Origin of the sequence: Reyranella sp. (assembly GCF_004297405.1) — a bacterium.
In the GTDB taxonomy this organism is placed as follows: domain Bacteria; phylum Pseudomonadota; class Alphaproteobacteria; order Reyranellales; family Reyranellaceae; genus Reyranella.
In genome coordinates this window covers 151,486-163,793 of sequence record NZ_SCVC01000046.1, presented here as the reverse complement: position 1 = coordinate 163,793, position 12,308 = coordinate 151,486, and the positions used below count along the sequence as shown (strand labels likewise).

At 64.7% G+C, this 12,308-nt stretch carries 13 protein-coding genes; 4 read left to right on the top strand and 9 right to left on the bottom strand.

From position 1 onward, the window contains the following. The first annotated feature begins 10 nt into the window (after positions 1–10). Positions 11–934, top strand: coding sequence for a threonine/serine dehydratase (locus tag EPO50_RS29365; protein ID WP_296350265.1), 924 nt, complete (start codon positions 11–13; stop codon positions 932–934). A 20-nt stretch (positions 935–954) separates the two neighbouring features. Further along, positions 955–1,401 (top strand): NUDIX domain-containing protein, encoded by a 447-nt coding sequence (locus EPO50_RS29360; RefSeq protein ID WP_296350264.1) that lies wholly within the window; start codon positions 955–957, stop codon positions 1,399–1,401. Here the strand turns inward: EPO50_RS29360 and EPO50_RS29355 are convergent. Beyond that, positions 1,391–1,945, bottom strand: coding sequence for a hypothetical protein (locus EPO50_RS29355; RefSeq protein ID WP_296350262.1), 555 nt, complete (start codon positions 1,943–1,945; stop codon positions 1,391–1,393). The two genes, EPO50_RS29360 and EPO50_RS29355, sit on opposite strands and share 11 nt — an antisense overlap. 89 nt (positions 1,946–2,034) lie before the next feature. Here EPO50_RS29355 and EPO50_RS29350 point away from each other — a divergent pair, with 89 nt between their 5' ends. Then, positions 2,035–2,511 (top strand): nuclear transport factor 2 family protein, encoded by a 477-nt coding sequence (locus EPO50_RS29350; protein WP_296350260.1) that lies wholly within the window; start codon positions 2,035–2,037, stop codon positions 2,509–2,511. 3 nt (positions 2,512–2,514) lie between these two features. Here EPO50_RS29350 and EPO50_RS29345 read toward each other — a convergent pair whose 3' ends face one another. From EPO50_RS29345 to ribA, 8 genes are all read right to left on the bottom strand, one after another. Then, positions 2,515–2,958 (bottom strand): PaaI family thioesterase, encoded by a 444-nt coding sequence (locus EPO50_RS29345; RefSeq protein WP_296350258.1) that lies wholly within the window; start codon positions 2,956–2,958, stop codon positions 2,515–2,517. Beyond that, on the bottom strand, positions 2,955–3,968 hold the full coding sequence (locus EPO50_RS29340; protein WP_296350256.1) for a zinc-binding dehydrogenase: 1,014 nt from the start codon (positions 3,966–3,968) through the stop codon (positions 2,955–2,957). The genes EPO50_RS29345 and EPO50_RS29340 overlap by 4 nt, the downstream gene beginning before the upstream one ends. 3 nt (positions 3,969–3,971) lie before the next feature. After that, the gene (locus tag EPO50_RS29335) at positions 3,972–5,474 is read right to left on the bottom strand and encodes a class I adenylate-forming enzyme family protein (RefSeq protein ID WP_296350254.1); all 1,503 of its coding nucleotides are present in this window, start codon (positions 5,472–5,474) and stop codon (positions 3,972–3,974) included. Positions 5,475–5,517: 43 nt separating this feature from the next. Beyond that, a complete protein-coding gene (locus EPO50_RS29330) occupies positions 5,518–6,360 on the bottom strand; it encodes a VOC family protein (RefSeq protein WP_296350253.1) in 843 nt (280 codons plus the stop codon). Between the two features lie 132 nt (positions 6,361–6,492). Continuing rightward, positions 6,493–7,380: a DMT family transporter gene (locus tag EPO50_RS29325; protein ID WP_296350250.1), complete on the bottom strand. Its 888-nt coding sequence runs from the start codon at positions 7,378–7,380 to the stop codon at positions 6,493–6,495. A 70-nt stretch (positions 7,381–7,450) separates the two neighbouring features. Further along, the gene (locus EPO50_RS29320) at positions 7,451–8,914 is read right to left on the bottom strand and encodes a GH1 family beta-glucosidase (RefSeq protein ID WP_296350248.1); all 1,464 of its coding nucleotides are present in this window, start codon (positions 8,912–8,914) and stop codon (positions 7,451–7,453) included. Positions 8,915–9,043: 129 nt separating this feature from the next. Then, entirely contained in the window at positions 9,044–10,264 is a 1,221-nt protein-coding gene (locus EPO50_RS29315; protein WP_296350246.1) for an ABC transporter substrate-binding protein, read from the bottom strand. Positions 10,265–10,293: 29 nt separating this feature from the next. Further along, positions 10,294–11,457: a GTP cyclohydrolase II gene (ribA, locus tag EPO50_RS29310; RefSeq protein WP_296350244.1), complete on the bottom strand. Its 1,164-nt coding sequence runs from the start codon at positions 11,455–11,457 to the stop codon at positions 10,294–10,296. A 104-nt stretch (positions 11,458–11,561) separates the two neighbouring features. Here ribA and EPO50_RS29305 point away from each other — a divergent pair, with 104 nt between their 5' ends. Next, positions 11,562–12,260: a response regulator transcription factor gene (locus tag EPO50_RS29305; RefSeq protein ID WP_020699018.1), complete on the top strand. Its 699-nt coding sequence runs from the start codon at positions 11,562–11,564 to the stop codon at positions 12,258–12,260. Positions 12,261–12,308: the final 48 nt, after the last annotated feature.

Here is a 12,308-nt window from a genome sequence, read left to right as displayed (position 1 = left end):
TGAGGTTCCCATGATTTCCCGTAAAGAGGTCGAGGCCGCCTGGGGCCTCATCCGGCCGCATGTCCGTCGCACGCCCGTTCTGGAGCTGGGGCCTGGTTCATTCGGCATCGCCGCTCCACTGGCGCTGAAGCTGGAGGCCCTGCAGGTCAGTGGCTCCTTCAAGGGGCGGGGCGCATTCCACAAGCTGCTCGCCTCGAAGGTACCGGCGGCGGGCATCGTCGCGGCCTCGGGCGGCAATCACGGAGCTGCCGCTGCCTATGCAGCACGGTCACTTGGCCACAAGGCCGAGATCTTCGTGCCCACCATCGCCGCTCCAGCCAAGGTGGCGCGCCTGCAAAGCTACAGCGCGATCGTGCACCAGATCGGTGCCGTCTATGCCGAGGCACGGGCGGCGTCGGAGAAGCATGCGGCGGAAACGGGCGCGCTGATCGCGCCGGCCTATGAAGATCCCGTGGTCTTTGCAGGTGCGGGCAGCGTGGCACTGGAGTTTGCCGAACAGGCGACGTTCGACACGTTGCTGGTAGCGGTTGGCGGCGGCGGTTTGATCGCAGGCTGCGCCGCCGCAATCGGTGATCAGGTTAAGATCGTGGCCGTCGAAACCGAAGGCACGCCAACGCTGCACGAGGCGCTGAAGGCCGGCAAGCCGGTCGATGTCACCATCTCCGGCATTGCCGCCGATGCGCTGGGCGCGAGCCGCATCGGCACGCCCAACTTCGAGATCGCCCAGAAGCTCGTGCGCGAGTCGGTCCTGGTGAGCGACGACGCCGTGCGCACGACACAGCGAGCCTTGTGGGAAGCGCTGCGCCTTGTGGCGGAGCCCGCGGGCGCCACGGGGCTGGCCGCGCTGATGTCCGGCGCCTATCGCCCGGCAGCGGGCGAGCGCGTGGCGACCCTAATCTGCGGCGCCAACACCGATCCGGGGTCGGTCGGCTAGCCTGCAGTCGGGAGGCCACGATGCGCAGGCGCCTGTCGGCCCGATTCCTGATCTTGAACGATGCCGGGCTGGTTCTGCTGTTCCGCTTCGTGCACAAGCGAGGCCCACTGGCCGGTCAGGATTTCTGGGCGACACCTGGTGGTGGGGTCGAGGAGGGTGAAACCCTGGAGCAGGCCGCCGTCCGTGAACTGGCGGAGGAAACCGGCCTGCGGCGGGACGATCTGGGAACAGAAATCGTTCGCCGCGAAGTCGTCTTGCAGTTGCCCGATGGCGAGCATGCAATATCGGACGAACGATACTTCGTCGTTCGCGTCGCTGATGACATCCTGTCGTGGGAGAATTGGACCGACTTCGAGCGTGAGGTGATGGTCGAACATCGCTGGTGGTCGCGGCAGGAACTCCGGCAGACCGAGGCAACGGTCTGGCCGGAGAATCTCGCGGAGATGCTGGACGCCGCTACCGCGTGACTGTGGTCACCACGGCGCGGTTGGCTTTGCCGGTGCCGTCGCTGAAGTCGTAGCGGATCGCGAACTTGTCGGCAGGCGAGATCCACCAGCGCGAGACCGAGCGCTGGCCTTTGCTGCCCTGTTCGGTCATCTCGATCAGGAAGGTATCGATCATCTTGTCGGCCGGACCAGTGCGGCGCTCGTAGCGCACGACCGTGAACAGGTAATTCCAGGTGGCGCCGCCTCCTGAATACTGCGCCTCGATCTTCTTGCCGACCTCGAGCGGCCAGAGCCGCTCCGGGCGGAGCGCCGCGATATAGGCGGACATGTTCGCGCCGTCCGGCGAGGGATTGTCGAACAGCAGGGCGCTGAGCTTGAACGGCGCGCCGCCGACCCGTTCCATGGAGCAAGTCATGCCGTCGCGGCCCCGCGCCACGACCTTGACGCCGCTGTCGTAAGTGAACGTCGTTCCCGGCTCGGGGCAGGCGAACTCCATGGTCTGGGCTGTGGCGGCGAGGGGCAGGAAAAGGGCGGCAAAGCCAGCGAACAGGGCGGATCGTCTCATGCGCCGATCATAGCCAAATCGTCAGACGGCGATAGCGGCCGCCTTTCAATATGCGAAGATCATCTCCGCCTTTTCAACCGGAGGGTCCAATGTCTCAGAGATGGCTCGCCGTAATCGTCGCCCTGGCGGCCGTCGTCGGTGCGACGGCGGCCTTTGCCGACCCTGCCGCCGACCGGGCGGCCATCATCCAGCGCTTCGAGCGCTGGACGGCCGCCTTCAATGCCAAGGATGCGGCCGGCTCTTGCGATCTTTTTGCGCCGGACCTTGTCTACTCGTTTCCCGGCATGCTTCGGGGCACGCGGGAGACGATCTGTACCAACTTCGAAAAGCTTTTCGCCCGGACCGACCTCCAGGCCCGCTATGGAAAGCCCGACATTCACGAAATCATCGTGGCCGGCGATGTCGCCATCGTCCGGCTGACCTGGACCCTGACGACCGAGGCGAACGGCGCCAAGGACACGACGACGGAAGAAGGCATGGACTTCTTCCAGCGGCAGCCGGACGGCAAATGGTCGATCGCCCGGTACATTGCCTTCGCGCCCCGGCCGAACAAGCTACTGCAGTAGGGGCTATGCCGGCAGTGTCGAGTAGGTCGCCCGGCCGACGGCCAGGAGCGCCTTCTGCTCGTTGTAGACGTCGACATCGACCACCCCGACGCTCTTGCCGGCCCGCCGCACGCGCGCCGTCGTGATGAGGGAGGTCTTGATCGCCGGCCGCAGATAATCGACGCGGAAGTTGATCGTCGGCAGGCCGCGGCGCAGTGCCATCACCAGCGCATAGTCGCCCACCGTGTCGATGATCGCGGCGATCGGGCCGCCATGCCATTGCCCAGTGCCGGCGCCACGCTCGAATTCCGGCCGCATGGCGCAGCTCATGGTGACCTCTTCCTTGGCCGGATCGGCCGCCGTCACCTTGAGGCCCAGGAAGGCGATGAAGGGCGAACGGTCGAGCAGGGCCTGTATCTCCGTCGGGGTCAGCGGCGGGAGCTTGTCGTTGTTCTTGTCGCCACTCATGGTGCCACCACGACCTTTCCGAACACTTCGCGATCCTCGATCACCCGCAGTGCCTCGCGGGCTTCCTCGAGCTTGAACACCTTGTCGACCAGCACCTTGAGCTTGCCGCTCTGCACCAGCTCCAGGAGCTTCTCGATATCGGTGCGCATCCAGCCGTTCGAGCCCAGGACCTTGAGTTCGAAGGTCCAGATGAAGCGGATGTCCTCGGTCGGCGCATAGCCTGCGGTGGCGCCGCAGGTCAGCAACCGGCCGCCGACCTTCAGGCACTTCATCGAATTCACCCAAGTGTCGCCGCCGGTGTAGTTCACCACCACATCGATGCCATTGTCGGCACCGGCGCCGCGCCGTGCCGGCTTGCCGTACATCGCGAAGACTTCCTTCATGAAATCCTTCTCGATGTAGTTGATGGTCTTGTCGGCGCCGAGTTCGCGCAGGCGCTGGGCCTTGGCGTCGGTGCCGGCGCAGGCGATGACCTCGGCACCGGCCAGCTTGGCGAGCTGCAGGCAGCAGACACCGACGCCGCCGGACGCGCCCAGGATCAGCACTTTCTCGCCCTTGGCGACGTTACCGTTGGTCACCATCATGCGCAGCGCCGTGCCGTAGGCCACGGGCAGCGCCGCGGCATCGGCAAACGACACGCCGTCGGGAATACGCACGAGCTGGTGCGCGCGCGCCTTGCAGAGTTCCGCCAGGCCGCCATGCACCGTCTCACCCATCAGGCCGCCTTCGACGCGGTTGATCGGATCGACCAGCACGCGGTCACCCTTCTTCCAGCCAGTGACACCGGGATCCACTTCCGCGATCTCGCCAGCCACGTCGAGACCCATGATCGCGGGCATCGGCACCTTGATGCCCGGCATGCCGCGGCGGGTGAAGACGTCGTGGTAGTTGAGCGACGACGCCTTGACCGCGACGATCACATCACCCTCGCCGGGCTTGGGATCGGGAAAGTTGGTCTCGAAGACCAGGCGGTCCGGCCCGCCATGTTCGCGGACAACTGCTGCTTTCATTGTTTACACGTCTCCGGTTGGGATTTGCTGGGCGAGCACGCGCTTGTCGATCTTGTTGGTGCCGGCAAGCGGCATCTCGTCAACGAAGAACACCTGCCGCGGATGCTGATAGGCCGGCGCATTTGCCAGCGCATAGGTCTTCACGGCCTGCTCGTCGAGTTCGGCGTCCTTTGCCTTGACGACGAAGGCGATCGGCTTGTGGCCCTTGAGCTCGTCGGGCACAGGAATCACGGCGGCCTGATGGATGTCGGGATGGCGTTCCAGCATCTTCTCGACTTCGCCGGGATAGATGTTCTCGCCGCCGCAGACGAACATGTCGTCGACGCGGCCGACGAAATAGAAGAAGCCGTTGTCGTCGCGGCGGAACACGTCGCTAGTGCGATAGTAGCCGTCCGACGTCATCGCCCTGGCCGTCACTTCGGGCAGCTTGTGATAGTGCGTCATCAGCGCGCCGCACTTCATTTCGAGGGCGCCTTCGTCGTCGACTTCTTTGCCGTCACGGACCAAGCGGAGCTGAACATCGGGATGCGGATAGCCCGTCGAAAGCTCGGGCTGCGCGATCCCGTCGGGATGCGGACCGAACACGACGGGGCCCGCTTCGGTGGTGCCGTAGCCATTGGAGATGACGGCCTTGGGAAAGACCTGTCGCACCTGATCGATCAGCGCCTGGGTGATGGGTGCGGAGCCCATGCGTACCGCCTCGACGGCCGAGAGGTCGTTCTTGGCCAGAAGTTCGCGCTCGCGCAGCATCATGGCGATCATGGTCGGCACGGAGGTCAGGAAGGCGACGCGATGCTTCGCGGCGGCCTCGACGTAACCCTTGGTCGTGAACTGCGGCAGCAGGACGATCGTGTCGCCGTGGGAGAAGGTCGTCTGGCACATGGCCAGACCGTTCATGTGGTAGAGCGGCGCGGCCACGAGAACTCGCTGGCTGGGCGGTGCCGCCGGCCGGCGCTTCCGTTGGCTGATCGCCCAGAGGTGCGAATAGTGGGACAGCACGACGCCCTTCGGTCGCCCGGTCGAGCCGGACGTATAGAGAAAGAGCGCTGGCTCTTCGGGCTTCATGGCCAGCGGCGTGAAAGGGCCTTCATCGAGCAGCGACGCAAAGTCTCGATCGAAGGAGATCTTCGGCACGTTGTCCGGCGCCAGGGCGAGGCGCGCATCGTCGCCGATCACCAGCTTGGCGTCGCAATTCTCCACGACATAGGCCACCGTCTCGGCCGGCAGCTTGTAGTTCACCGGCACCGAGACAAGGCCGGCCTGCATGGTGCCGAGGAAGGTGAACAGGAACTCCGCGCGATTGGCCGACAGGATCGCCACTCGATCGCCGCGCTGCAGGCCGCGTTTGAGGAGGCCACGCGCCACGGCGCCGCTCAGTCGCATGAGATCGGCGTAGCTGTAGCTGCGGTCCGATCCGTTGCCGCCGGCGTCGATCAGCGCCAGGCTATCGGGCGGCACATCGCGCGAGATCGCGTCGCCCTGGTTGTCGTACTTGATGGTCACCATGCGGCGAGTTCCGAAAGTGCTTGGTTGGTGAGCGGGAGCCCGGCTATTCGATGAACTCCAAGGTGGCGTTCACCGCCTGCTTGGCCGGTACGACGAGCCGCCCTGCACTTCGGGTCACGCCACCGATGTTTCCTGCCTGCACGGCACGTGCCGCTTTTTCGACCGATGTGGTGCGGAAGGTGAGCGCGGCCATGTAGGCCTTGCGGCTGTCGGCATCCGGCACCGCATCGCCGAACTGGGCCTTGAGTTCGGCCTCGGTCACGATATCGAAGCGAGAATTGCCGACTACGACGGTCTTGCCGCCCTTGATGTCACGCACCGCTTCCGGCCCGAACATGTCAGCATAGAGCTTGGACGCTGCCGCAGGATCGGGCTCGACGATCACCGCGCGTACGACGGCGACGGTGCCATTGGCGTGATGGCGCCACTCGTCACGCCAGACGAGGTCGCGGGTGAAGTGGTGGCAGTAGTAGACGCGGCCGTAGGGCACGACGCCTGCTTTCATGCGAATCGTCCGGAAGCGCGCATCGCGGTCGGCGCCGTCGACCTTCACCGGCCGGGTGAACTCAGAGGGCGGGTCGACTGGCACGCCGGCCTTGGCGAGTGCGGCGTAGGTGATCGCCGAATCCTCCGAGCCAAAGACCAGCCCGTTGAGGCCGGGCGAATAGGTCAGCAGATCGAGGCGGCCGCTCTTGGCGTCCTTCGGCACGGCGATCAGCTCGAGGTAATCGGTACCGAACATGGCGAGATGGTTCATCGAGCCCAGCGAGTGGTAGCCCCGCTCGGTCAGCGAGAAGCCCAGCCGTGTATAAACGTCGGCCGCGCGATCCATGTCGTCGCGCGCGTTGATGACTACGTGATCGAGCGTCGCCACTGGCAATGTCATCTGTCATTCCTCTCGTCATCCAGAGTCACCCATCTTGGCACGCTGGGCACGTCAGGAATTCTTATATTGGGCCACGATCCTTTCATGTGCGGAAACTGTTTCCAACTCCAACGACGATTGGAGAATGGAAATTCAGTTTCGCGCGGTGTTTCGCCACTCGGTCGTTGCCAGCCACACGCCGAGACAGACGGCGACGAGGCCGGCGATCAACGATGCGGTCAGCGGCTCGCCGAGCCATAGCGTGCCGGCGGCCATGGCGATCATCGGATTGACGGTGATGGTATTGGCGACGCGCGTCGGGCTCGCATAGCGAAGGGCGACTACCCAGAGAAAGAAGCCGAGGGCGCCGCCGCCGATCGCGAGATAGAGCCCGGTCCACACCTGAACCGCGTCGAAGGCAAGCAGCGTCTGCACGCGGCCCGACACAAGGGTGAAGAGGATCAGCGCGCCGCCGCCGGCCATCATGCCGACCGTCAGGAAACCCAGTGCGCTCGAACGGGCGATGAAGGGCCGGGCGTAGACGTTGTAGAGCGCCATGCAGAGGGTCGCGCCAGCCATGATCAGGTCGCCACGCCAGGCACCTTCCGGGGCATTGCCCAGACTGGCTGTGAGCGCCAAGGCCACACCGCCTGTCGCCAGCAGCACGCCGGCCGTCTTGCGGGCAGTCAACGCCTCGACGCCCAGGAGTGCGCCGGCCACCATCGTCAGCAGCGGCAAGGTCGATAGCGCCAGGGTTCCACGGGCGACCGTCGTGTAAGAGAGGGCGAGGTTATAGAAGGCGATGAAGACGCCGTAGAAGAGGAAGCCGAGCCCAGCGACAGCCGGCAGATCGGCCCGCGACGGCCATTTGGGCCGCAACAGCAGCGCGAGCGGCGCGAGGCAGAGTGCGCCACCGCCGAACCGCACGGCGGCCAGGGTCAATGGGTCGACCCCGCCGATCAGGAAGCGTGTGGCCACTGCAGCGCCGCCACCCAGCATGCTCGACAGCAGCGCCAGCAGAACGCCGGTCTTCTCGTTCATGGACGAGAGCATCGCCGCCTCGCAAGCCCACCGGCAACTACCTCGGAGGTATTTGTATTGTCGGCGAAGCCTAAGCCGGTGCGTTGCGGGCGATCACTTCGCGATAGAACGAGGCGCTGAGTTTCGGTGTCCGCTTCAGCGTCGCATAGTCGACATGGACGAGGCCAAAGCGCGTCGCATAGCCGTCTGCCCATTCGAAATTGTCGAGCAGGCTCCACAAAAAATAGCCGCGTACCGGCACGCCTTCGGCCGTCGCGCGCTGCAGATGTGTCAGGCAGTTGCGCAGATACATCACGCGATCGACGTCGTAGACCGTGCCGTCGTCGGCGGGCTCGTCGGCGGCCGACGCACCGTTCTCGGTGATGAAGATGTCCTTCACCTTCCAGAGGTTGGCGGCGTGGCGCGGCGCCCAGTAGAGCGCCTCCGGCCCCAGGGTCAGCCAGGGCGACGCCATGTGGGGATGCGACGCCTGGAGCGGCACTTCGGTGAAGCCGGGGGCCGCCTCACTGGCCAGGACATACTGGCTGGGGGCGTAGACATTGAGGCCGACGAAATCGACCTTGCTAGAGATCGTCTTCAGGTCTTGTGGCGTGAAGCGAGGCGCGTCGGCGCCTGCATTGGCGAGATAGGCGTCGGTGTAGCGACCTTCCAGCATCACGGTGAGGTAGGGGGCATTGAGCTCGCGTGTCGCAAGCTCGGCCGCGCGTATGTTCTCGACCGTCTCGACGGCCGGCAAGGCCGTAGCGATGTTTTCGGCGGGGCCGACCTTGGTTCCGCGCCGACCGCTTGCCCGCACGGCTTGTACGGCGAGACCATGCGCCAGCACGGCGTGATGGCGAACCTGATTGAGTCGGGCAGGGTCGAGCTTGAGCCCCGGTGCGAACACGCCACTGTTGTGGCCGTGTTCGACGAAGGTCTGCATCTCGTTGATCGTGAAAATCTGGCGGACGCGATCGGTCAGCTTGCTCGCGACATAGGACGCGTAGTCGCCGAATGCCTCGGCGGTGTCGCGCGACTCCCAGCCGCCACGATCCTGAAGCGGCTGTGGCAAGTCCCAATGATAGAGCGTCGCGAAGGGCTCGATGCCCGCGGCCAGCAGCTCGTCGACCAAGCGGTCGTAAAAGTCGAGCCCCTTGGGGTTAGCCTTGCCTCGGCCTTCGGGGAACACGCGCGGCCAGGCGATCGAGAAACGATAGGTCTGCGCGCCGATCCATTTCATCAGCGCGACGTCTTCCTTGTAGCGATGATAGTGGTCGACGCTGACCTGGCCGGTCGAGCCATCGCGGATGCGCCCCGGTTGCTGGGCGAAGGTGTCCCAGATCGAGGGGCCGCGGCCATCTTCCTGCGCAGCGCCTTCGACCTGGTAGGACGATGTCGCGGTCCCCCAGCGGAAGCCATCCGGGAATCCCCAGGCAGACCGGCGTGCCGGCGGCGATGTCCGGACGGTGGTGTGCGCAGATCCGTATGCTGCTGCCGCCAGCGCCGCCGCGCCGGCGCCGGTCATCCAGGCTCGACGGGTCAGGCGGGACGGCATCGGGCCCGGATGTCTCGTTCAGTCATGGACCGAACTAAGCATCCCCCATGCCATCTCCGCCGCAAAATTATCGCGTTGCGCGTCAGTCCGACGCACAACCCGTGTTTCAGTCCTGTTGCGCGTCGGCCTTCAGACGCTTTCGTTGCTCAGCACGTTGCCGAACAGTTCCCAGGTTTCTCCCTTGAAGCGCTGCAGGCGCACCGACTGGATGGGATAGTAATCGGTCGGGCTGGTATTGATCGAGATGCCCGGCAACAGCATGGGAACGACAAGGCTCTTCATACTGGCGGCCTGCTTCATCAGGTTGGCGCGTGTCAGCTCATCGCCGCAGCGCTTCAGGCACTCGTGCATGGTGGTGCTGACGGCATAGCCATAGGCGTTGAAGGAGTCCGACGGATTGCCGGTCGGATGGTACTTGGCCATCCAGGCCTTCCACTCGATGAAATCGGGTGATGTTGCCCATTGCGGATCGGTCGGATCCTTGAGGTAAGCCGCGGTGATGATGCCCTGGCTGGCCTCGAAGCCGGCCGGCTTCAGCACCGAAGACACCGAGGCCGAGACGTTGGTGAGATAGTGTGCCGGCTTCCAGCCGAGGTCGGCGACCTTGCGGATCGCCTGCGCAGCGGCCTTGGGCGCAGCATCGTTAAAGAACACGGTGGCGCCCGAGTTCTTGAGCTGGATGATCTGACTGTCGACCGTGGGGTCGGTGACCTCGTAGCTTACCGAGGCGACGACCATCTTCTCGTTCTCTTTGCCCAGGCCTTGCATGAAGCCGGCGACATAATCCTTGCCGGAATCGTCGTTCTGCCAAAGCACGGCGATCTTCTCGCCCTTGTGCTGGCTGAGAATATGCTTGGCGTAGATGCCGCCCTCAGTCGCGTAGTCGGGCTGCCAGCCCATGGTCCACGGATAGTTCTTGGGATCGCCCCACTTCGAGGCACCGGTGGCGACGAAAAGCTGCGGCACCTTCTTCTGGTTCAGGTATTTGTGCACGACGGTGTTGGTCGGTGTGCCGAGGAGCTGAAAGATCGCCAGGACCTTGTCGTCCTCGACGAGCTTGCGCACCATCTCGACGGTCTTGGGCGGTGAGTAGCCGTCGTCATAGGTGATGAAGTTCACCTTGCGCCCATTGATGCCGCCCTTGTCGTTGACCATCTGCCAGTAGGCCGCTTCGGCCTTGCCGATGACGCCGTAGGCCGAGAGTGGGCCGCTATAGGGGTTGGTGTGGCCGAGCTTGATCTCGGTGTCACTGGCACCTGGATCGTATTTCTTCTGGGCACGCACGATCGATGGCGCGAAAACGAGCGCAGCACTACCGGCCGCGAAATCGCGGCGACGCAACTTGACCATTATCGTTTCCTCCAGTCGTTCTTCTTGTCTTAGAGCAGGTGGCCTGCTCGCTCCGCCTTGGTGCGAAGATAGTTCTCGTTGTGCCCGTTCGAGGGGAAGGAGTGCTGCACGCGCGCCGCGACCTCGATGCCGTAGCGCTCGAGTTGCGCAATCTTTTCCGGATTGTTGGTCATCAGTCGCACGCGCTTGATGCCCATGCGGCCGAGCATGGTGGCGGCCGGTGCGTAGATGCGCTCGTCGGCATCGAAGCCGAGCTGTTCGTTGGCGTCGATCGTGTCGAAGCCGTCGTCCTGCAACTCGTAGGCGCGCAGCTTGTTGACGAGGCCGATGCCGCGTCCCTCCTGCGCGAGATAGAGCAGAACGCCCGAGCCGTGCTGCGCGATCTGGGCGATGGCGCCGCGCAGTTGTACGCCGCAGTCGCAGCGCAGCGATCCCAGCAGGTCGCCGGTGAAGCATTCGGAGTGCAGGCGGATCAGCACCGGCTCGGTGGGATCGATCTCGCCCACGACGATGGCGAGATGTTCCTTGCCGCCGTCGCTCGGCCGCCACGCCAGGATGCGGGCATTCTCCGCGCCTTCGAGCGGCACATGCGCCTGCGCCACCTGCTGCAGGTTGCGCGACGCCGTCTCTTCGTAGGAGGCGACATCGGCGGCATCGACGTAGATGATGTCCTGCTCGCGCGCCCACTCGCGCCGCTTGTTGCCGGGATCGCGGCTGAGCGGCCCCAGCACGACAGCGGGCAGCAGGCGTGAAAGCTTGGCGAGTTCGATCGCGGCCTGGGCAATCTGAGGCGCGTGGCTGGCGACCGGCCGCGACAGGTGACGCAGCGCGACGTGGCGGCCGGCATTCTCGGCCTCGTGCGGCCGCAGGATGATGTCGACCGGCACGCCTTCGGGCAGGTCGAGGGTGATCGGCTTGTTGGTTTCGCCCATGCCGCCCGCGATATGCGGCGGGATATCCATGCCGATCGCTTCGGCGCGACGGCGCGTGGTGACCAGCACGGGCGCGTTCTGGGCCAGACCCTGCAGGCGCTGCAAGGCGCGCGGGCCGCAGGATTCGGCGGCAATGACCAGGCCGCCGTTGCCATCTTCGCCGCGCAGCACGACGATGCCGCCGCGGCGCAGCTCGGCCATGGCGCGCTCGACGACGGCGACTGCAGATGCGGTGCGAGAGTGAACGGAACCGGGACTCATGCTTCTATCTACCATGCCGGCGGGATTTTACTGAAGCGGGCCGCTTTTGTGTCCAAATCGTACCGGATACAGTGACTTTGGGATGGCTGGCAGGTGGCACGAGCATGTCCGTAAACAATCGCGGCAAGAAGATCCTCCTGGTCGACGACGACCAGTCGCTGCGCACAGTGCTGGCGGAACAACTCGACCTCTATGATGGTTTTACGACCATCCAGGTCAGCACGGCCGCGGAGGGACTGGAAAAGGCCAAGCTCGCACACTTCGATGCGATCCTGCTCGATATCGGCCTGCCCGATATGGACGGGCGCGAACTCTGCAAGTTGATGCGCCGGCAAGGCGTTCGGGCGCCGGTGATCATGCTGACTGCCGCTGACAGCGATGCCGATACGATTCTGGGCCTGGAATCGGGCGCCAACGACTATGTGACCAAGCCGTTTCGCATCAACGTTTTGCTGGCCCGGCTGCGCGCGCACCTGCGTCAGCACGAGCGCAGCGAGGATGCCGTGATGACCATCGGCCCTTACGAATTCCACCCAGCGGCCAAGATGCTGATGGAGAAGGGCGGCAAGAAGAAGGTCCGGCTGACCGACAAGGAAGCCTCGATCCTGAAATACCTCTTCCGCGCCGGCGATCGGCCGGTGGCGCGCGACATCCTGCTGAACGAGGTCTGGGGCTACAACGCCGGCGTCACCACCCACACGCTGGAAACCCACATCTATCGCCTGCGCCAGAAGATCGAGAAGGACCCGGCAAGTGCTGCCATCCTGATCACCGACCGCGGCGGTTACCGTCTTCAGCCCTGAATCGACCTCTATCTGCCTACAGCAAGAAGGGACTTGCCAGAAGATGAA